Source organism: Streptomyces armeniacus (assembly GCF_003355155.1).
In the GTDB taxonomy this organism is placed as follows: domain Bacteria; phylum Actinomycetota; class Actinomycetes; order Streptomycetales; family Streptomycetaceae; genus Streptomyces; species Streptomyces armeniacus.
On the sequence record NZ_CP031320.1, the window covers coordinates 3,500,214 to 3,519,980 of the forward strand.

Annotated in this window: 21 protein-coding genes and 1 pseudogene; 9 read left to right on the plus strand and 13 right to left on the minus strand. The window is 73.1% G+C overall.

Going from position 1 to position 19,767, the window contains the following annotated elements:
• Positions 1-79 precede the first annotated feature (79 nt).
• Positions 80-1,234 carry an 8-amino-7-oxononanoate synthase gene (locus DVA86_RS15035; RefSeq protein ID WP_208878860.1) on the plus strand — a complete coding sequence of 385 codons (1,155 nt, stop codon included), beginning with the start codon at positions 80-82 and terminating at the stop codon, positions 1,232-1,234.
• Positions 1,235-1,295: 61 nt separating this feature from the next.
• Here DVA86_RS15035 and DVA86_RS15040 read toward each other — a convergent pair whose 3' ends face one another.
• The 3 genes from DVA86_RS15040 to DVA86_RS15050 all read right to left on the minus strand — a co-directional run bounded on the left by DVA86_RS15040 (position 1,296) and on the right by DVA86_RS15050 (position 2,892).
• The gene (locus DVA86_RS15040; protein ID WP_208878861.1) at positions 1,296-1,811 is read right to left on the minus strand and encodes a DUF6328 family protein; all 516 of its coding nucleotides are present in this window, start codon (positions 1,809-1,811) and stop codon (positions 1,296-1,298) included.
• Between the two features lie 111 nt (positions 1,812-1,922).
• Complete coding sequence (locus DVA86_RS15045) at positions 1,923-2,231, minus strand: hypothetical protein (protein ID WP_208878862.1); 309 nt, start codon at positions 2,229-2,231, stop codon at positions 1,923-1,925.
• A 4-nt stretch (positions 2,232-2,235) separates the two neighbouring features.
• Positions 2,236-2,892: an ATP-dependent Clp protease proteolytic subunit gene (locus DVA86_RS15050; RefSeq protein WP_208878863.1), complete on the minus strand. Its 657-nt coding sequence runs from the start codon at positions 2,890-2,892 to the stop codon at positions 2,236-2,238.
• A gap of 83 nt (positions 2,893-2,975) precedes the next feature.
• On the opposite strand from DVA86_RS15050, the gene DVA86_RS15055 reads away from it, so the two are divergent.
• On the plus strand, positions 2,976-3,278 hold the full coding sequence (locus DVA86_RS15055; protein ID WP_208878864.1) for a type II toxin-antitoxin system Phd/YefM family antitoxin: 303 nt from the start codon (positions 2,976-2,978) through the stop codon (positions 3,276-3,278).
• A gap of 218 nt (positions 3,279-3,496) precedes the next feature.
• Here the strand turns inward: DVA86_RS15055 and DVA86_RS15060 are convergent, their stop codons facing one another.
• Positions 3,497-4,438 (minus strand): M28 family metallopeptidase, encoded by a 942-nt coding sequence (locus DVA86_RS15060; RefSeq protein ID WP_208878866.1) that lies wholly within the window; start codon positions 4,436-4,438, stop codon positions 3,497-3,499.
• Between the two features lie 348 nt (positions 4,439-4,786).
• On the opposite strand from DVA86_RS15060, the gene DVA86_RS15065 reads away from it, so the two are divergent.
• Entirely contained in the window at positions 4,787-6,472 is a 1,686-nt protein-coding gene (locus tag DVA86_RS15065; RefSeq protein WP_425470833.1) for an alpha/beta hydrolase, read from the plus strand.
• A gap of 205 nt (positions 6,473-6,677) precedes the next feature.
• On the opposite strand, the gene DVA86_RS15070 is transcribed toward DVA86_RS15065, so the two are convergent.
• The 5 genes from DVA86_RS15070 to DVA86_RS15090 all read right to left on the minus strand — a co-directional run bounded on the left by DVA86_RS15070 (position 6,678) and on the right by DVA86_RS15090 (position 11,071).
• A complete protein-coding gene (locus DVA86_RS15070; RefSeq protein ID WP_208878867.1) occupies positions 6,678-7,385 on the minus strand; it encodes a lysophospholipid acyltransferase family protein in 708 nt (235 codons plus the stop codon).
• A 116-nt stretch (positions 7,386-7,501) separates the two neighbouring features.
• The gene (locus DVA86_RS15075; RefSeq protein WP_208885621.1) at positions 7,502-7,669 is read right to left on the minus strand and encodes a hypothetical protein; all 168 of its coding nucleotides are present in this window, start codon (positions 7,667-7,669) and stop codon (positions 7,502-7,504) included.
• A gap of 180 nt (positions 7,670-7,849) precedes the next feature.
• Positions 7,850-8,800, minus strand: coding sequence for a cytochrome c oxidase assembly protein (locus tag DVA86_RS15080; RefSeq protein WP_208878868.1), 951 nt, complete (start codon positions 8,798-8,800; stop codon positions 7,850-7,852).
• Between the two features lie 245 nt (positions 8,801-9,045).
• Positions 9,046-9,774, minus strand: a complete 729-nt coding sequence (locus DVA86_RS15085) for a type 1 glutamine amidotransferase (RefSeq protein ID WP_208878870.1) — start codon at positions 9,772-9,774, stop codon at positions 9,046-9,048.
• Positions 9,775-9,832: 58 nt separating this feature from the next.
• On the minus strand, positions 9,833-11,071 hold the full coding sequence (locus tag DVA86_RS15090) for a MurT ligase domain-containing protein (protein ID WP_208878871.1): 1,239 nt from the start codon (positions 11,069-11,071) through the stop codon (positions 9,833-9,835).
• A 105-nt stretch (positions 11,072-11,176) separates the two neighbouring features.
• Here DVA86_RS15090 and def point away from each other — a divergent pair, with 105 nt between their 5' ends.
• Positions 11,177-11,737 carry a peptide deformylase gene (gene def / locus DVA86_RS15095; protein ID WP_208878873.1) on the plus strand — a complete coding sequence of 187 codons (561 nt, stop codon included), beginning with the start codon at positions 11,177-11,179 and terminating at the stop codon, positions 11,735-11,737.
• 123 nt (positions 11,738-11,860) lie between these two features.
• Here def and DVA86_RS15100 read toward each other — a convergent pair whose 3' ends face one another.
• Positions 11,861-12,505, minus strand: coding sequence for a TetR/AcrR family transcriptional regulator (locus tag DVA86_RS15100; RefSeq protein WP_208878875.1), 645 nt, complete (start codon positions 12,503-12,505; stop codon positions 11,861-11,863).
• Positions 12,506-12,677: 172 nt separating this feature from the next.
• On the opposite strand from DVA86_RS15100, the gene DVA86_RS15105 reads away from it, so the two are divergent.
• From DVA86_RS15105 to DVA86_RS15125, 5 genes are all read left to right on the plus strand, one after another.
• A complete protein-coding gene (locus DVA86_RS15105; RefSeq protein WP_208878877.1) occupies positions 12,678-13,904 on the plus strand; it encodes an acyl-CoA dehydrogenase family protein in 1,227 nt (408 codons plus the stop codon).
• Between the two features lie 563 nt (positions 13,905-14,467).
• Positions 14,468-15,298: a hypothetical protein gene (locus tag DVA86_RS15110; RefSeq protein ID WP_342776358.1), complete on the plus strand. Its 831-nt coding sequence runs from the start codon at positions 14,468-14,470 to the stop codon at positions 15,296-15,298.
• A gap of 284 nt (positions 15,299-15,582) precedes the next feature.
• On the plus strand, positions 15,583-16,509 hold the full coding sequence (locus tag DVA86_RS15115) for a DUF5753 domain-containing protein (RefSeq protein WP_208878879.1): 927 nt from the start codon (positions 15,583-15,585) through the stop codon (positions 16,507-16,509).
• 150 nt (positions 16,510-16,659) lie between these two features.
• Entirely contained in the window at positions 16,660-17,265 is a 606-nt protein-coding gene (locus DVA86_RS15120; RefSeq protein ID WP_208878880.1) for a helix-turn-helix domain-containing protein, read from the plus strand.
• 52 nt (positions 17,266-17,317) lie between these two features.
• Entirely contained in the window at positions 17,318-17,917 is a 600-nt protein-coding gene (locus tag DVA86_RS15125) for a TIGR03086 family metal-binding protein (RefSeq protein WP_208878882.1), read from the plus strand.
• Positions 17,918-17,930: 13 nt separating this feature from the next.
• Here the strand turns inward: DVA86_RS15125 and DVA86_RS35325 are convergent.
• The 3 genes and pseudogenes from DVA86_RS35325 to cysC form a co-directional block, all read right to left on the minus strand.
• Positions 17,931-18,125, minus strand: a pseudogene (locus DVA86_RS35325) (hypothetical protein); the annotation flags it as partial.
• A 47-nt stretch (positions 18,126-18,172) separates the two neighbouring features.
• Positions 18,173-19,060 (minus strand): sulfate adenylyltransferase subunit CysD, encoded by an 888-nt coding sequence (gene cysD / locus DVA86_RS15130; RefSeq protein WP_245997639.1) that lies wholly within the window; start codon positions 19,058-19,060, stop codon positions 18,173-18,175.
• A 143-nt stretch (positions 19,061-19,203) separates the two neighbouring features.
• Positions 19,204-19,755, minus strand: a complete 552-nt coding sequence (cysC, locus tag DVA86_RS15135; RefSeq protein WP_208878886.1) for an adenylyl-sulfate kinase — start codon at positions 19,753-19,755, stop codon at positions 19,204-19,206.
• Positions 19,756-19,767: the final 12 nt, after the last annotated feature.

Genomic DNA, 19,767 nt, shown 5'->3' on the forward strand with positions numbered 1-19,767 from the left:
GTACGCCGCCCGGGCCCCCGCCCGGGTCCGCCCGCCGCCCGTGCCCACCGACCGTCCGCGACCGAGGGACCGCCCACCCATGTCCGTACCGCCCAGGGACCCGTTCGGCTGGCTCGACGACGCCGCCGAACAGCGCCGCCGCGCCGGTCTCGCCCGTACGCTGCGCCCGCGCCCGGCCGACTCCCCGCTGCTGGACCTCGCGGGCAACGACTACCTCGGGCTCAGCCGGCACCCCGGGGTGACCGGCGCCGCGGCGGCCGCCGCGCGCCGCTGGGGCGCCGGGTCGACCGGCTCGCGGCTGGTCACCGGCTCGACCGCGCTGCACGCCGAACTGGAGGAGGCGCTCGCCGAGTTCTGCGGCTTCGAGGCCGCCCTCGTGCTGTCCTCCGGTTACGCCGCGAACCTCGCCGCCGTCACCGCCCTCACCGCGCCCGGGACGCTGCTGGTGTCCGACGCGGCCAACCACGCCTCGCTGATCGACGGCTGCCGTCTCTCCCGCGCGGACACCGCCGTCGTACCGCACGCCGACACCGACGCCGTACGCAAGGCGCTCGACGCGCACGACAGGCGCGCGGTCGCCGTCAGCGACTCGGTGTTCTCCGTCGACGGCGACGCCGCCCCGCTGCCTGCCCTCGCCGCCGCCTGCCGCGAACACGGCGCCGCGCTGCTCGTGGACGACGCGCACGGACTCGGCGTACTGGGCGACGGCGGGCGCGGCGGCCCGTACGCGGCCGGGCTGGCAGGCGCGTACGACACCGTGGTCACCGTCACCCTCTCCAAGTCGCTGGGCAGCCAGGGCGGCGCGGTCCTCGGCCCGCGCCGCGTCATCGAGCACCTGCTCAACACCGCCCGCACGTTCATCTTCGACACCGGCCTCGCGCCCGCCGCCACCGGCGCCGCCCTCGCCGCGCTGCGCCTGCTGCGCGGTGAGCCGGACCGCCCGGACCGGGTGCGGGGCGTCGCCGCGGAGCTGCACCGCCGCCTCACCGGCGCCGGGCTCACCGCGCGCGCACCGGACGCGGCGGTCGTCTCCGTACGCGCCCCGTCGCCCGAGGCGGCGGTCCGGTGGGCGGCGGACCTCCGTACGGAAGGCATCGCGGTCGGCTGCTTCCGGCCGCCGTCCGTGCCGGACGGCGTGTCCCGGCTGCGGCTCACCGCACGCGCCGACCTGGACGCGGAGCAGGTGGGGCGGGCCGTCGAGGCGGTGATCCGTACGGCGCCGCGGGGCGCCTGAGCAGCGGCGGAGGCCGTACGGCGCACCGGCCGCCGTACGCCTGCCCGCGCGGCCGTGTGGGTCAGGGCACCGGGCCGCGCGGGCTGCGCTGCCGCCCCTCGTCGGGCGTGTGCCGCCTGCGCAGCCCGAGCCGCAGCGTCCACGGCAGCACGGCCCACAGCCCGGCGCACACCAGCAGCGCGAGCGCGCCCGTCACCGCCCCGGCGGCGCGGCCCAGCACCACGTCCACCACGAGCGTCACCGCGCCCGTCAGCGCCAGCGCCAGCACGGCCAGGCCGCACGCGGCCAGCCGCGACGACACGTCCACGATGAGCCGCTTGGCGCCGCGCCGGAACAGCGCGCGGTGCAGCGCGGCGGGCGCGGTGAAGAGGACGGCCGCGAGGACGGACAGCAGGAGGGTCGCGATGTACGTTCCCCGCTGGTACGAGTCCAGGTCCGGGAAGCGCTCCGTGAAGGCGAGCGTGAGCAGGAACGCGAAGAGGATCTGCACCCCGGTCTGCGTCACCCGCAGCTCCTGCAGCAGCTCCACGAAGTTGCGGTCGGCCCGCTCGTACGACGTCTCCCTGCGCGCATCCATGCCGGTCGTGTAGCCCCGGCGCGGGGCTTCAGTCCTGAGGCGCCCTGTCACCTCGTACGGTGCGCCCGTACGGCCGTACGCCCGTACGCCCCGCCTCGGTCCGTACGCGGCTCAGTCCGGCCGCTCCGGCGGGAGCGTCACCCGGGACGCGCGGCGCTCCCCGTCCAGCACCCGCAGTGCGCGGGCCAGCACGTCCGCGTGCACCTCGCGCTCCCCGCGCTCGTGCATCACGGCCAGCGCGTCCCGCAGCGCGGCGGCGCGCCCGACGAGTGCCTGCGCCGCGCGCAGCCCGCCGTACGTGTCACGGGCGCGCGCCGGGTTGATCCGGCCGAGCAGGTCGAGGACCTCCAGATAGCTGTCGACGAGCTGCCCCTCGGCGCGGGTCAGCGCGGGCAGCGGCGGCAGCTCCGGCGGGAGCACGGGCTCACCCGGCCAGGCGTTCGGCGGCGGACCGCTTGCGGGAGATGGTGATCCGGTCGATCAGGCCGTACTCCTTCGCGGCCTCCGCGTCGAGGATCTTGTCCCGTTCGATGTCGGCGCGGATCCGCTCCACCGGCTGGCCCGTGTGCCTGGCGTACATCTCCTCCATCAGCTCCCGGGTCCGCAGCATCTCCCTGGCCTGGATCTCCAGGTCGTCCGCCTGCCCCTGGATGGGCTCGGAGAACGCGGGCTGGTGCATCAGGACGCGTGCGCCCGGCAGCGCCAGCCGCTTGCCGGGGGTGCCGGCCGCCAGCAGCAGCGAGGCGGCGGAGGCGGCCTGGCCCATGCAGACGGTCTCGATGTCGCAGGTGACGAACGACATCGTGTCGTAGATGGCCGTCATGGCGGTGAACGAGCCGCCGGGGGAGTTGATGTAGACGGAGATGTCCTGGTCGGGCGCGGCGTGTTCGAGGTGCATGAGCTGCGCCATCACGTCGTTGGCGGACGTGTCGTCGATCTGCGTGCCGAGGAAGATGATCCGCTCGGCGAGGAGCTTGGAGTACGGGTCCATCGTCCGGCTCCCGGAGCTCGTGCGCTCGGTGAACTCGGGCAGGACGTAGCGGGCGGTGATCCCGGTGCCGGACGTGCGGGGTCGTTCCATGGCCACACCTCTCGTAGAGCCGACAGCGCTCTCTGTGCTCTGTCAAAAATGTACAGGACGTACATGACGTTATGCTGGGGAGCATGGCCTACGAGATTCCGGTGACGCAAGCCCGCGCAGACCTCGCCGAGTTGATCAACCGCGTCGTATACGGCGGTGAGAGGGTCGTGGTGACACGTCACGGCAAGCCCCTGGTGGCCCTCGTATCGGCCGCTGACCTGGAACGACTGGAAGCGCTCAGCGAGGCGGAGCAGGACGGGGTGATCAGCACCGTCTCCTCCGTCCGCGACCTGCCGTCCGCTGCCGGCGAACGGCGCCGCTTCGGCATCGCCGCGGAGCACCGCGGCCCGGACACCGGCAGCCGGCGGCCGGGCGGGCGGGACTGACGCAGCCGGGCGGGCGGGACTGACGCAGCGGGTCGGCGTACCGGTGCCGCGCGCCTTGCGCGCTGTGCGCGCCGTACGGGCCGGGGAACGCCGTACGGCCCGCACGCGTGCTGCGTGCGGGCCGTACGGGGTGGTGCCTGCGCCGGGTGCCGTGCCGTGCCGGCCGCGTTCCGCTCAGGTGCGGTGCGGCGGGCGCGGCCCGGCGGGCGGCGCGGGTGTCAGGAGCTGAGCTCCCAGATCGCGTGCGCGATGGCGTCGCTGTTCGCGTCGAGCGCGTCGGCGTTGATGTTGTCGGTGCCGTCGCACGCCGAGTGGTAGCACTTGTCGAAGGCCTCGCCGGCGGTGCCGTTCCACTTGCCGGCCTGCTCCTCCGTCATCGTCTCGCCCGCGCCCGTGAACAGGCCGCCGACCTTGACGCCCGCGTCCTGGAACGACGCGTGGTCGCTGCGCCCGTCGGTCTCCGTCGCGGGCTCGGTCTCGATCTGCTTCTGCGCGAACCAGTCCGTGAAGACCTTCTCCAGCTCGGGGTCCTCGTTGTAGACGAAGTAGCCCGGGTTGGGCGAGCCGATCATGTCGAAGTTCAAGTAGCCGCCGATCTTGCCGAGTTCGGCGTCGTCGAGGCTGCTGACGTAGTGGTTGGAGCCCACCAGGCCCAGCTCCTCCGCGCCCCACCAGGCGAAGCGCAGGTGCTTGGACGGCTGGAGGTCGCCCGCGGCGACGGCGAGCGCGACCTCGAGGAGGCCGGCCGAGCCGCTGGCGTTGTCGTTGATGCCGGCGCCGTCGCTGACGGAGTCCAGGTGTGCGCCCGCCATCAGGACGTCGTCGGCGCTGCCGCCGGGCCATTCGGCGATGAGGTTGTAGCCGGTCGCGCCGCCCTTGTCGAACTCCTGCACGGAGGTCTCGAATCCGGCCTCGTCCAGCTTGCCCTTGACGTAGTCGATGGACGCCTTGTAGCCGGGCTCGCCGTGCGCGCGGTTGCCGCCGTTCGCCTGGGCGACCGCGTCCAGCTCCTTGAGGTGCTGCTGGACGTTCTCGACGGAGATGTCCGGCGCGGCGGCCGGCGCGGGCGCCTGCTCGTTCGCCTGCGCGCCGGCCACGGTCAGCAGGGTGGCGGCGAGCGCGGTGCCCGTGGCGGCGGCGATGACGGTACGTCGCTTCATTTTGCGTATCACTGTGTGGCTCCGATGTTCTGTGGGGGGAGGATGCGGAGCTGCGTCACGTGTGCCGTGTGCATTGACGCGCGCATGATGATTCTGTGCGTCGGCCTGCCCGTCAAGGCCGGTTTCCGAACAGCGCGTTGCGAGGAACGGACTTCGCCCCGTACGGAGTCACGCCAAAACCGGGCATAACGCCAGGAGCTGACGGCAGATCATGTTCATGACTTGGCAAAGAACGTACGGCCGCCCTGTCCCGCGTCGCCCGCCGGACGAAAGGATCCTGCGCAAAGCCACCACGCACACTCACCACCGCCGTCACCAGCGGTGGAACGACTCAGGGGGGTTCCCACGTTGAACAGACGCACCTCCGTGCTCGCCACAGCGGGCACACTCGCGGCCGGAGCGCTCGTCGCCGGCCTGATAACCGTCCCGTCGGCCATGGCCGACGGGACCGCCTCCGAACAGCGCGCCGGCGCACCCCGGTCCGGCGCCGGAGCCGGCTCGGACGACGCCGAGGCACGCGGCGTACGGCTCGCCGCCGCACGCGCCGCGGACAAGGGCGTCGACTGGAAGGACTGCCCCGCCGACTGGGGCTTCGACAAGCCCATCCAGTGCGGCCACGTCACCGTCCCCGTCGACTACGCGCGCCCCGAGGGCCGTACGATCGACATCGCCGTCAACCGCCACCGCAACACCGGCGGCGCCGACGAGCGGCAGGGCTCCCTCGTCTACAACCCCGGCGGCCCCGGCGGCTCCGGCATGCGCTTCCCCGCCCGCGTCACCACCAAGAACCCGCTGTGGACCAAGACGGCGAAGGCCTACGACTTCGTCGGCTTCGACCCGCGCGGCGTCGGCCACTCCGCGGCCATCTCCTGCATGGACCCGCAGGAGTTCGTCAAGGCGCCCAAGGCAGACCCCGTTCCGGACGACGAGTCGGACAAGCTCGCCCAGCGCAAGCTCGCCCGCGAGTACGCCGACGGGTGCGGCGAGCGCAGCGGCGACATGCTGCCGCACATGACGACGCCCAACACCGCCCGCGACCTCGACGTCATCCGCGCCGCGCTGGGCGACCGCAAGCTCAACTACCTCGGCGTGTCGTACGGCACGTACCTCGGCGCCGTCTACGCCACCCTCTTCCCCGACCACGTGCGCCGCATGGTCGTCGACAGCGTGGTCAACCCCTCCCGGCAGAAGATCTGGTACGAGGCCAACCTCGACCAGGACGTCGCCTTCGAGATGCGCTGGAACGACTGGAAGAAGTGGGTCGCCGAGAACGACGCCGCCTACGGCATCGGCGACACGCCCGAGAAGGTCCAGGCCCAGTGGGAGAAGCTGCGGGCCGCCGCGAAGAAGGAACCGCTCGGCGGCGTCGTCGGCCCCGCCGAACTCCTCGGCTTCTTCCAGAGCGCGCCGTACTACGACAGCGCCTGGGCGCCCACCGCCGCCACCTGGTCCGCGTACCTCAAGGGCGACGAGAAGGCCCTGATCGACGCCGCCGCCCCGGACATGTCCGACACCGAGGGCAACAAGTCGGCCGAGAACGGCAACGCCGTCTACAACGCCGTCGAGTGCGCCGACGCCAAGTGGCCCACCAAGTGGTCCAAGTGGGACCGGGACAACTCCCGGCTGCACGAGGACTATCCCTTCCTCACCTGGTCCAACGCCTGGATGAACCTGCCCTGCGCCACCTGGCCCGCGAAGCAGCAGCGGCCGCTCGACGTCCGCACGGGCAAGGGCCTGCCGCCCGTCCTGCTGGTCCAGTCCGAGCGGGACGCGGCCACGCCGTACGCCGGAGCCGTCGAACTGCACAAGCGGCTCAAGGGCTCGCGCCTGATCACGGAGAAGGACGCCGGCTCGCACGGCGTCACCAGCCTGGAGAACGGCTGCGTCAACAAGCGCGTCGACGCGTACCTGCTGAGCGGCAAGACCGACAGCCGCGACGTGACGTGCGAGCCGCACGCGACACCGGAACCGGAGAAGTCCCCGGAGCGGACCACCCCGCGCAAGGCAACGGCGGACCTGCCGCGACTCCCGTAACACCGGGTAAGGAGCACCAGGCGGCCGGCGGGGCGCACGGACCTCCGTGCACCCCACCGGCCGCCGCACGCGCGTGGCCCTCAACGTGGCCGGAACACGGCGGTGTTGAGCGGCCGCGTCCGGGTGGTCTCCTCCAGCCGCCGGTCTCCCGCCCTGCTTCCCGCGGTGTTTCTCCCGCCCTACTTCCCGCGGTGTTTCCCCCGCCCTACTTCCCGCCCTGTTTCCCCTCCCCGCGCGCCTGCGCCGCCGCCTTCGCGTCCGGGGCGTACAGGTCGACGTACTCCTGGCCCGAGAGGCCCATGATCGCGTACATGATCTCGTCGGTCACCGCCCGCAGTGCCGTACGGTCCTCGTCCATGCCCTCGAACCGGGAGAAGTCCAGCGGTTCGCCAAAGCGGATCGTGACACGGCCCAGGCGGGGCATCTTCCGGCCGGGCGGCTGGAGTTCGAACGTGCCGACCATCGCGCACGGCACCACCGGCACGCCCGCCTTGAGCGCCATGGCGGCCACGCCGACCCGGCCCTTGTAGAGCCTGCCGTCGTGCGAGCGGGTGCCCTCCGGGTAGATGCCCAGCAGTTCGTCCTTCGCGAGCACCCCCAGCCCCTCCTCGATCGCGGCCTGCGCCGCGCCCCGGCCGGAGCGGTCCACCGGAATCTGCCCGGCGCTGCGGAAGAACGCGGCGGTGAGGCGGCCCTTCAGGCCGGGCCCGGTGAAGTACTCGGCCTTCGCCAGGAACGTGATGCGGCGCCGCAGCATCGCGGGCATCAGGAAGTGGTCGGAGAACGAGAGGTGGTTCCCCGCGACGATCGCCGCCCCCTCGTCCGGTATGTGCTCGAGCCCTTCGATGCGCGGCCGGAACAGCAGCCTCAGCAGCGGGCCCAGGAGCACGTACTTCAGCAGGTAGTAGAACACGCGGCAGGCCTTCCCCCATCGGTCACGGTGTCGCCGCAATGTACTTGCCGATCACCGCGCGGGCGAGTGCGGGGACCTCTTCCGCGCGTCCCGCCTCGGCGCGCGGGCGTCGGCACTCAGGTTCCCCGCGTGGTGACGACGCCGACCGTCACCAGCCCCAGCACCACCCAGGCGAGCCACAGCCAGCCGCTGCCGCCGAGCGCCACCGTGTACGCCGTCACCACCACCAGGCCGACGACCGTGCACACCGTCATGACCTTGGCGGAGCCAGGCATCTCCGTCATTCCAGGCATCGCAGCACCCTCCTCCCTGCGGCACGGTGGGGCGGTACGAGGCCGCCGCCGGACCGTCAGTCAGGTATCCATCGTCACCGGCCGGGCCCGGAAGCGCTACTGTCCCGCGTACGGCCGTGCTGCGTGCCGCCGTCCCGCGTACTGCCGTCCGCCGCGCGTACCGCCGTCCCGCTACTGTCCGCGGGCCTGCAGGGACGCGAGGTACGCGTTGTACGCCACGAGCTCCTGGTCGCCGTCCCGGTCCGCCGCCCGGTCGCGCTGCCGGGCCTGTCGCTGCTCGGAGAAGTACCACTGGTAGACGAGTGCGATCAGCACCAGCACCGACGGGATCTCGCTGAACGCCCAGGCGATGCCGCCCGCCCACGTCTGGTCGTCCAGCGCGGTCACGCCCAGCGACGACGGGGGATCGGCGTACGTGCCCACCATCGGCTCGCTCGCCATCATCAGCGCGATCCCGAAGAACGCGTGGAACGGCATGCCCGCGAACAGCTCCAGCATCCGCATCACGTATCCGGGCCGGTGCGGGCCCGGGTCGATGCCCATGATCGGCCAGAAGAAGACCAGGCCCACCAGCAGGAAGTGCAGCATCATCGTGATGTGGCCGGGCTTGGACTCCATGAGGAAGTCGAAGAGCGGCGTGAAGTACAACCCGTACAGGCTCGCGATGAACAGCGGGATGGTGAACGCCGCGTGCGTGACGACCCGCGCGTACCGGCTGTGCAGCACCGACACCAGCAGCTCGCGCGGCCCCGTACGGCCGCGTCCCGCCGTCGGCAGGGCCCGCAGTGCCAGCGTCACCGGCGCGCCGAGCAGCAGCAGGATCGGGGACAGCATGCTGATCACCATGTGCTGCACCATGTGCACGCTGAACAGCACCATGCCGTACTCGTTCAGCGCGGTGCACATCACCAGCGCCACCGTCAGGACGCCGAGCGTGAAGGCGACCGTACGGCCCACCGGCCAGGCGTCGCCACGCCGCCGCAGCCGCATGACGCCCCAGGCGTAGAGGGCGAGCGCGAGAAGGCAGCCCGTCAGGAAGAACGGCTCGCCGGTGAACTCCAGTCCACGGCCGAGTGTGAACGGCGGCAGATCCATCGTCGTGCCGTGTTCGCCGTGGCCCATCCGTACTCTCCCGGTTCGTGGCGGTCCGCCCGCACCAGGGTAGAACCGCCGTCCGGCGCCGCTCGCGCCGGGGGCCCGCCGCACACACGCCTGTACGCGCGCTCAGGCCCGTACGCGGTCACACCCGCGCACGCGCGCGCTCACACCCGTACGCACCCGCCCGGGCGGCCGCGACGCACCGCCCGGCCCGCGCAGGCCGCAGCAGCCGCCGCAGGGCAGCGGCGTACGGCCATGGCGTGCGTGCGTCAGGCGGGCTGCGTGGCCGCGGCGATCCGCTCGCCGCGCAGCGCCTCGTACCAGCGGTCGTCCACCGGCGGCAGCGCGTTCACGTCCAGCGCCAGCTTGATCAGCAGGTCCGCGATGAGCGGGTTCCGCGCCAGCACCGGGCCGTGCATGTACGTGCCGAAGACGGTGTCGTTCCAGGCGCCCTCGGTGCCGTCGCCGGTGCCGTTCCCGTTGCCCAGCCGTACGTGCGCCAGCGGGCGCGCCGTCGGGCCCAGGTGGGTGACGCCCTGGTGGTTCTCGAAGCCGGTCAGCTGCGGCAGGCCCAGCCGGCTGTCCATGTCGCCCAGCACGTCGCCGACGCAGCGGTCCGCCTCGCCGCGGGTGCTCTTCACGTCCAGCAGGCCCAGCCCGGGCTGCGGCGTGCCGAGGTCGTTCACGAACTCGTGGCCCAGGATCTGGTAGCCGGCGCAGACGGAGAAGACGATCGCGCCGTTGTCCACGGCGCGCGTCAGGCCGCCGTCGCGGAGCAGCCGCTCCGCGGCCAGCCGCTGCGGCCGGTCCTCGCCGCCGCCGATCAGGTAGATGTCCCCGGACGTGGGGAGCTGCTGGTCGGAACGGACGTCCAGGCGCTGCACCGCCAGCCCGCGCTGCTGCGCCCGCCGCTCCACGACCAGCGCGTTGCCCTGGTCGCCGTAGGTGCTCAGCAGGTCGGGGTAGATCCACACCAACCGCAGATTCGTGTCAGCCATGCTCGCCAGCTCTCCGTATCAATCCGAAACAATCCGAAACAGCCCGGGTCCGAATCCGTCAGTTGCCCACGACGCGGCGCAGGTCCTGGAACGCCGTGTAGTTCGCGATCGCCTCGATGCGCCCGGGCGGGCACCTCCGTACGGCCTCCGACGCGGTCTCGCAGACCTGGAAGTCGACGCCCGCGACCTCCAGCCGCACCGCGAGGTCCAGCCGGCGGTCGCCGATCACGCAGATCGGGTGCCCCGCGAGGCGGGAGTAGTCGACGTCCCACAGCCAGGAGGTGTCAGTGCCGTCGGCGCCGCGCGCGTTCACCGCCAGGATCACCGGCGACGGCGGCGGGTCGATCAGCGAGAACGTCTCCAGCCAGCCGGCGGGGTTCTTGGCGAGCAGCAGCCGGATGTCGCGCTCCTGGTACGACACCACGTCGTAGCGGCCCGCGACGGCCGTCACCGAGTGCATGCGCTCCAGCGCCGTCTGCGGGGGCACCCCGAAGGCGGCGGCGACCGCGGCGGAGGTGGTGGCGTTGGCCTTGTTCGCCCGCCCGGGCAGCTGGAGGTGGATGGGCCACGCCGAACCGTGCGGGTCCAGCACGTGGTCCCCGGACAGCGCCCACGTCGGGGTGGGGCGGCGGAACCCGCACTCGGCGCAGAACCAGTCGTCGCCCGGCCGCTGCATCACGCCGCCGCACGACGGGCACGACCAGGCGTCGTCCTTCCACTCCTGGCCCGCGGCCACCCACACGACGTTGGGCGAGGAGGAGGCGGCCCAGACCACCAGGGGGTCGTCGGCGTTGGCGATGATCACAGCCTTGGAGCCGGACAGGCCCTCCCGCCACCGTTCCGCCAGCATCCGCGTCTCGGCGGCCCGGTCGAGCTGGTCGCGGGAGAGGTTCAGCAGGGCGATCGCCTTCGGCGCCACGTCCCCGGCGACTCCGGCGAGGTACTTCTCGTCCACCTCGATCACGCCGTACCGGGCGTCCGATCCGCCGGCCAGCGCCGAGGTGATCCCGGCGGGCATGTTGGCGCCCAGCGCGTTCGAGACCACGCCGCCGTTGGCGCGCAGGGCCTCGGCGATCAGCCGGGTCGTGGTCGTCTTGCCGTTCGTGGCCGACACCAGGACGACGTCCAAATGCCGGGCCAGCCGGGCAAGCAGATCGGGGTCGAGCCTGAGCGCCACCTTGCCGCCGATCACCGACCCGCTGCCGCGGCCCGCGGCTCGCGATACCGCCGCTGCGGCCTTGCCCGCCGTCACGGCCAGCTTCGCCCGTGGCGACAGCGGCTCCGTGTCACCTGCCATCGTCCTGTTTCCTCCTTGCCCCTCGGTGGGGGCCAGCCTATCGAGGTCTGCGCACGGTTCCGCACCGCGGCACCGTGCCGGCCGTACGGCTCGTACGCTTGCGGCATGCGAAGCCGTACGATCCCCGGCAGTTCCGGAACTCCCCGAGAGCTACGGCTGTTCGGCGATCCCGCCCTGCACGCGCCCTGCCGCGAGGTCACCTCCGCCGACGGGCCGCTGGACCGGCTGGTCGAGGACATGTACGCGACGATGTACGCGGCGCAGGGCGTGGGTCTCGCCGCGAACCAGGTCGGCGTACCGCTGCGGCTGTTCGTCTACGACTGCCCCGACGACGAGGACGTCCGGCACCGCGGCCACGTCGTCAACCCGCGCCTCACGGAGGCCGGCGGCGGCACCGTACGGGGCCCGGAGGGCTGCCTGTCGCTGCCCGGCCTGGAAGCGCCCACCGTCCGCCACGACCACGCGGTGGTGGAGGGCGAGGACCTGCGGGGGCGGCCCATACGGATCCCGGGCACGGGTTTCTTCGCGCGCTGCCTGCAGCACGAGTGCGACCACCTGGAGGGCGCCGTCTACGCGGACCGGCTCACCGGGCTGCGCCGCCGCCGTACGCTCCGCGCGGTGCGCCGCGCGCCGTGGGCGGCGGCAGCGGCACGGGAGGCACGCTGAACGGGGGCGGGAAAGCCGTCCGGAAAACGCCGTCGGGGGGCTCGTACGGGACCCCCTGAACTGCCTGGACACCGGGACGCCGGAGCACCGGAGCACCGGAATCCCCGCCCCGGCGGCCGCCGTTCAGAAGCCGGGCCCGTCCTTGCGGTCGCCCGCCGTCGCCAGCCGCCCCCACAGCAGGTCGGCGAGGTGGCGCACCAACTGCTCGCGCGGGCAGGGCCGTTCGCGCAGCCACCAGTCCCCGGCGGCGTACATCATGCCGACGATCCCGTGCCCCCACACGCGGGCCTGCTCCTCGCCGCCGGTGCCGAGGTCGACCCGTTCGGCTATCACCGTGGCCAGCTCCTCGCCGAGGCGCCGCAGCAGCGGCGCGGAGTGCTGGCCGACGTCGAAGCCCTGCTCTCCGGACGAGCCGCCCTCGGCGGGGTGCATGAGGAAGCGGTACACCTGCGGTCGCGACTCGATCGCGGCGAGGTACGTGTCGAGAGTGCGCTCGACGCGCGCGCGGCGGTCGGCGGGCGCGTCCAGCGCGGCGCGGAGAGCGTCCAGCAGGGCGTCGGTGTGGCGTACGGCCAGGGCGCGGTACAGCCCGCCCTTGTCCCCGAAGTGCCGGTAGAGGATGGGCTTGGTGATGCCCGCCTCGGCGGCGATGGCGTTCATGGAGGCGTTGGGCCCGTCGCGCAGGACGACCTTGTCGGCGGCCTCCAGCAGTTCCCCGCGCCGCCTTTCCGTGGCGCTGCGCTGGTCATCCCGCTGTGTCGTCTCCATGATGAGCCTCCCCGCATGTGATCTCCTGCCGCGCAACGTAACACCCGCCGCTGGTCGGCGGCCCTGTGCGAGGCGGTGACCAGCCGGGGAGTTGACATGGGCTACCGGCTGGTAACAGACTGGCTGTTACCGATAGTAACTATCTTGCCGCCGACGAACGGGGAGGCTCCCCATGCCGGAATTCGCACTCGACCTCAACGACGACCAGAAGGCCGTCCGCGAGTGGGTCCACGGCTTCGCCGCCGACGTCATACGGCCGGCCGCGGCCGAGTGGGACGAGCGCGAGGAGACCCCCTGGCCGATCATCCAGGAGGCCGCCAAGATAGGGCTCTACTCCCTCGACTTCTACGCCCAGCAGTTCTTCGACCCCACCGGCCTCGGCATCCCCATGGCCATGGAGGAGCTGTTCTGGGGCGACGCGGGCATCGGCCTGTCCATCGTCGGCACCGGACTCGCCGCCGTCGGCGTCCTCGCGAACGGCACCGAGGAGCAGATCGGCACCTGGATACCGCAGATGTACGGCGACGCCGACGACGTGAAGGTCGCCGCCTTCTGCTCCTCCGAACCGGACGCCGGCTCCGACGTCGCCGCCATGCGCACCCGCGCCGTGTACGACGAGGCCAAGGACGAGTGGGTGCTGAACGGCACCAAGACCTGGGCCACCAACGGCGGCATCGCCAACGTCCACGTCGTCGTCGCCGTCGTCGACCCCGAACTCGGCTCCAAGGGCCACGCCTCGTTCATCGTCCCGCCGGGCACGCCCGGGCTCGCCCAGGGCCAGAAGTTCAAGAAGCACGGCATCCGCGCCTCGCACACCGCCGAGGTCGTCCTCGACGACGTCCGCGTCCCCGGGCACTGCCTGCTGGGCGGCAAGGAGAAGCTGGACGAGCGGCTGGCCCGCGCCCGCGAGCGCGCGAAGGCCGGCGGGGAGCGCGTGAAGAACGCCGCCATGGCCACCTTCGAGGCGTCCCGGCCCGCGGTCGGCGCGCAGGCCGTCGGCATCGCGCGGGCCGCGTACGAGGTCGCCCTCGAATACGCCAAGACGCGCGTCCAGTTCGGCCGGCCCATCATCGACAACCAGGGTGTCGCCTTCCAGCTGGCGGACATGCGCACCCGCGTCGACGCCGCCCGGCTGCTGGTGTGGCGGGCGTCCTGGATGGCCGCCGCGGGCAAGCCGTTCGACTCGGCCGAGGGGTCGATGTCGAAGCTGTTCGCGGGGGAGACCGCCAAGACCGTCACGGCCCAGGCCATGCAGATCCTCGGCGGCAACGGCTACACCCGCGAGTACCCGGTCGAGCGCATGCACCGGGACGCCGCGATCTACACCATCTTCGAGGGCACCAGCGAGATCCAGCGCCTGGTCATCGCCCGGACGGTGTCGGGCGTGACCGTACGGTAGACGGTGCCGGTGCGCGGGGTGCCCGGACCCGCGCTGGGCTCGTAACTGTCCGCTCCGTAACTGACAGTGCTGTTACGGGCGTTCGCCCACACTGGAACGAGCCCCAGTACGCCGTGGCCGGACCCCGACCAGGCCCGTCCCCTTCCCGGGGCCGCGCGCACGGCGGGTGACGGACCGGCGACCTCGACCAGGACCTCACCGTGGCGCCGGGGCGCAAGCCCGGACGGGACGGCGGCAGCGGGCAGGGGACCACCGTCGCCCACGCGGCGCTGCGGACCGACCGCTGTCCGCTGGTCCGCTACGCGGCGGGGGAGCGCGAGCTTTGCGACCACGCGGACGGTCCGCACGAGCTGAAGTCCGTGCACGACAACCGGTGTTGCACCAAGGTCCGCCCGTACCCGGAACGGCGGCTCGACTCCCTCCAGAGGCGCGCGGGCGAGGAGTGCGACGCCGCCCTGTCGTCCTCACCCCCGGGACGGCGGCCCGGTCTGACAGTGGTGCCGTCTACCGTGGAACGCGCCCGGGTCCCGGCTCCACGGCGCCCGGCCCCTGGGGGTGAACACATGACAGCCAGGAACCCGAGAGACGCGCGCGACCCGCACGACACGCCCGGCCCCGCGCTGACGCGGGCCCAGCGGCGCGCCGTGGCCGACGCCGACCAGGACACCGGCGAGGTCCACGGCGCGGCGTCCACCCTGCGCAAGCTGGCCGGGCTGGGCCTGGCACGACCGTACGGGCGCTTCGGCGCGTACTACCTCACCGCCGCCGGGCGCGCCCTCCGCGAGAGCGTGCTCGCCGCCGCCCCCGGCACGGCGCGCCGCCCGGAGTCCGCGGAGGGCGCGGAGGGCGCCTTCGCCCCGGCCACCGGGGACGAGCCCCCGCGCCCCGGCCCGGCCGAGCACGCCTCCGCGGCGGCCCGGGCCTGGGACGCGCTGCTGGAGATCCGCCGCGTGACCGGCACGGGCACCGGCCCCGGCACGGACACGCGCGGCGCCGGAGGCCCTGCCCCCGCCGCGCCCGGCCCCGCCGCACCGGACCCGCGCGCCGTCCCGGCCGGCTGGGAACGGGCGCGCCCCGTGCACGCCGTGGCCCTCGCGCTGGAGGCCGCGGGCGTCCCGCCGTCCGCCGTGGACACCTCGGGACGCCGCGTCCGTACGGGATACCGGGTCGCCGCGGCGGAGGGCGACGAAGACGCCGGACCCGGCGCCGTACGCGTGGAGTGGCGGCACGCCGCGGGCACGGACCCGGCGGGCGGCGATGCGTACGGCGACGGCCCGGCGGAGCGACTCGCCGCCTGCGCCCGTGTGCTGGCGGACCGAGGCTGGGAGGCGGAGCGCTACCTCGACAGCCGCCGTCGGCGTTACCTCCTGGTCACCCCGCGTCGCCTGGCGTGACCGGCGGAAGAGACCGGCGGAAGGGAGAGGCGGACCTGACCGGCGCACGGGCGGGCCCCGCGCCGGGTGTGTTCGGCCCGCCGACAGGTCCTCGGCCGCCTCCCGGAGGCGCGTACGGCGGGCGCGAACGCCCGTACGGGACACGCCGCGTGACGTCCGCGCCGTGGCAACGCGGGAGCCGGGGCGCGCTCCCGCTCCCCGTCGCATTTGCCCGGCGGGTTGCCTGCCAGGCCGCAAGCCGTAACGTGGTGGGCGCGGGGTGTCGGCAGGACGAAAGCGAGACGATGCGTATCACTCAGGTCACCGGAACCGAGCCTGCGGGCCGAGTTCTGGCGAACCGGCAGGCCGGGCCGGCCGTACCGCGGATGGTCCTCGGCGCGCGGCTGCGGACGCTGCGGGAGGCGCAGTACATAACCCGCGAGGAGGCCGCCGAGGCCATACGGGCCGAGCCCACACTCGTCGCCGCGCTCGAACAGGGCCGCACCGGCTGCCGGCTGCGCGACGTGGCCGACCTGCTGACCATCTACAGCGTGCGCGACGAGTCCGAGCGCAGCACCGTCCTCGCCCTGGCGCGGCAGGCCAACATCCCCGGCTGGTGGCAGGAGTTCGAGGACGTCGTCCCCGACTGGCTGCACACGTACCTCGGACTGGAGCAGGCCGCCGACGTACTGCGCAGCTACGAGGTGCAGTTCGTGCCGGGCCTCCTGCAGACCCCGGACTACGCACGCGCCGTCATCGGCCTCGGCCACGCCGACGCCCCGGAACCGCAGCTGCGACGGCGTGTCGAACTGCGCATGCGGCGCCAGGCGATCCTGTACGGCTCCCAGCCGCCGCATCTGTGGACCGTCATCGACGAGGCGGCGCTGCGGCGCCCGGTCGGCGGCCGGGAGGTGATGCGGGACCAGCTGCGGCACCTCATCCAGATGTGCGAACTGCCGCACGTCACCGTGCAGTTGCTGCCATTCCAGGCCGGCGCCCGCCTCGCCGCGGGCGCGCCCGTCACACTGCTGCGGCTGCCGCAGCGGGATCTGCCCGACGTCGTCTACCTCGAGCAGCTGATCGGCGCCGCCTACCCGGACGATCCCGAGGACGTCGAGTTCTACCGGCACGTGATCGACCAGCTGGTCACCAGGGCCGAGCCGGCGACGGCGACGCAGACGCTGCTGCGGGAGATGCTGGAGCGGGACGGCGACTCGCCGTTCGCCACGTAGACGCGGGCCGCCCGCTGCCACTGCCTCCCCGGCGCGCCGTCCCCGCCCGTACCGCCACCGGCGACACGCCGGGCGCTGGCGCACGGCCCCGCACCCCGCGTGACGGCAACACGGGTTGCTGTTTCCGGAACGAGGGAGTGGAATGGAGCGGTGGAGGACACAACCGCGATCACCGACGTCCTGTCCGAGGTCGGCCCCCGCCTCAAGCGCCTGCGTACGCAGCGCGGCGTGACCCTGGCCGCACTGTCCGAGAAGACCGGCGTCTCGAAGAGCACGCTGTCCCGGCTGGAGTCCGGACAGCGCCGCCCCAGCCTCGAACTGCTGCTGCCCATCGCCCAGGCCCACCAGGTGCCACTCGACGAACTGGTCGGCGCGCCCGAGGTGGGTGACCCGCGCGTACGCAGCGTGCCGCGAGAGGTCAACGGCATGACGGCCGTCCCGCTCACCCGCCAGCCCAGCGCGCTCCAGGCGTACAAGCTGGTCATCCCGGCCACTCGGGCCGAGCCCGAGCCGCGCACCCACGAGGGCTACGAGTGGCTGTACGTGCTCTCCGGGCGGCTCCGCCTGGTGCTCGCCGAGCACGACGTGGAGCTGGGCGCGGGCGAGGCCGCCGAGTTCGACACGCGGGTGCCGCACTGGTTCGGCAACGCAGGCCCGGAACCGGTGGAGATCCTCAGCCTGTTCGGCCGGCAGGGCGAGCGCATGCACGTACGGGCCCGGCCCAAGCGGCGCGGCCGGGAGTCCGGCGACCGATGAGTTTCCGCGCCGCCCGGAGTCTGCATCTGCGGACCCGGACCGAAGGAGAAACATGTCGGAGAACAAGCCCGCCCTCGACCTGACCGCACAGGCCGAGGAGTTGAAGACGGTGCTGCGCGGGATCGGCGACGACCAGCTGACCCGGCCCACCCCCTGCGAGGACTACGTGGTGGGGGACCTGCTCGAGCACGTGATGGGGCTGACGGTCGCCTTCCGGATGGCGGCCGAGAAGTCGTACGGCGAGTCGCCCGCCGGTCCGCCCCCGCCCGGGTCGGCCGACCGGCTGGACCCGGAGTGGCGGCGCCTGCTGCCCGAACGGCTCGACGCGCTGGCCGAGGCATGGAAGGAGCCCGCCGCCTGGACGGGCGAGGCCCAGGCGGGCGGCGTGACCATGCCGGCCGAGGTGTGCGCGCTGGTCGCAGCGGACGAACTGCTCATCCACGGCTGGGACCTGGCCCGCGCCACCGGGCAGCCGTACGCGGGCGACCCGGCCCTCACCGGGGCCGTGTTCGAGTTCCTGCGGCAGTCCGCCGAGGAGTCCGGCGAGGGAGAAGGCCTGTTCGGCCCGCCGGTCCCCGTTCCGTCCGACGCGCCCCTGCTCGACCGCGCCGTCGGCCTCAGCGGCCGCGACCCCGGCTGGTCCGCCCGGTAGACCCGGCCCCGGCCGTTATGCAACTCTGACGATGCCGACGAAGGCCTCGGGTGAGCGCCGGGGGTCGGCGGGAGCCATCGACGCGTTCGACGGCTTCGAGCTGGTCGCTGAGGACCGACTTGGAGTCGTGCAGCAGCCTGCCCACGAGCGTGGACTTCCCGTCGTCCACACTCCCGGCCGTGGCGAAACGCAGCAGCGAAGTCGCGGCAGGCGGTATGCCGTCCTCCGCGTCGGGGATCACGGGCGTGCTCATCGTCAGAAGTACCCTTCGCGCTTGCGGTCTTCCATCGCGGCCTCGGAGAGCTTGTCGTCCGCGCGGCTCGCGCCCCGTTCGGTCACCCGGGAGAGCATGATCTCCGCCACGACCTTCTCCACGGTGTCGGCGTCCGAGTCGACGGCGCCGGTGCAGGACATGTCACCGACGGTGCGGTAGCGCACCTGGCGGGTCTCCAGCGTCTCGCCGTCCTTGGCTCCGCCCCACTCCCCCGGTGCCAGCCACATGCCGGCGCGGCGGAAGACCTCACGCCGGTGGGCGTAGTAGATGGCGGGGAGTTCGATCTCCTCGCGGGCGATGTACTGCCACACGTCCAGCTCCGTCCAGTTGGACAGCGGGAAGACGCGGACGTGCTCGCCCGGCGAGTGGCGGCCGTTGTAGAGCTGCCACAACTCGGGGCGCTGCCGCCGCGGGTTCCAGCCGCCGAACTCGTCGCGCGGCGAGAACACCCGCTCCTTGGCGCGCGCCTTCTCCTCGTCGCGGCGTCCGCCGCCGAACACGGCGTCGAAGCGGTTGCCGGAGATCGCGTCCAGCAGGGGGACGGTCTGCAGCGGGTTGCGGGTGCCGTCGGGGCGTTCGCGCAACCGCCCGTCGTCGAGGTAGTCCTGCACCGAGGCCACGTACAGCCGCAGGCCGTGCTCGGCGGTCACCGCGTCGCGGTACTTCAGCACCTCGGGGAAGTTGTGGCCGGTGTCCACGTGCAGCAGCCCGAACGGCAGCCGCGCCGGCGCGAACGCCTTCAGCGCCACGTGCAGCATGACGATCGAGTCCTTGCCACCGGAGAAAAGCAGCACCGGACGCTCGAACTCCCCCGCGACCTCGCGGAAGATGTGCACGGCCTCCGACTCGAGCGCGTCGAGGTGCGACAGCGCGTACGGGCTGCCGTCGGGCGCCCCGTCGTACGGGCTGCCGTCCCGCGCGACGTCGTACGCCCCGCCGCTCCGCGCACTCCCGCTCCGCGCACTCCCGTCCTGCGGGCCGTCGTTCGCCGTGCGCGCCGTCGATGCCGTGGTCACGCCAGTCCCCTCTCGGTGAGCAGCGCGTGCAGCGCCGCCGTGGACTCCCCGACGCTCTGCCGGTGCGCCTCGACGCGCAGCTCCGGGTGTGCGGGGATCTCGTACGGGTCGTCCACGCCGGTCAGCCCGGACAGATCGCCCGCGGCCTGCTTCGCGTACAGCCCCTTCACGTCGCGCTCCGAGCACACGTCCACGGGCGTCGCGACGTGCACCTCGAGGTAGCCGGTGCCCGCCGCCTCGTGCCGCTTGCGTACGGCCTCGCGGCTGTGCGCGTACGGCGCGATGACCGGCACCAGCACCAGTACGCCGTGGGAGGCGAGGAGTTGGGCGACGAAGCCGATCCGCCGCACGTTGGTGTCGCGGTCCTCGGCGGAGAAGCCCAGCCCGGCGGAGAGGAACGTGCGGATCTCGTCGCCGTCCAGTACCTCCGTACGGCGGCCCTCGGCGGTGAGCCGGTCGGCCAGCGCCCGCGCGAGCGTCGTCTTGCCGGCGCTGGGCAGCCCTGTCAGCCAGACGGTGGCGCCGGCGGGGGTGGTGCGGACGTTCACTCAAGCCTCCGT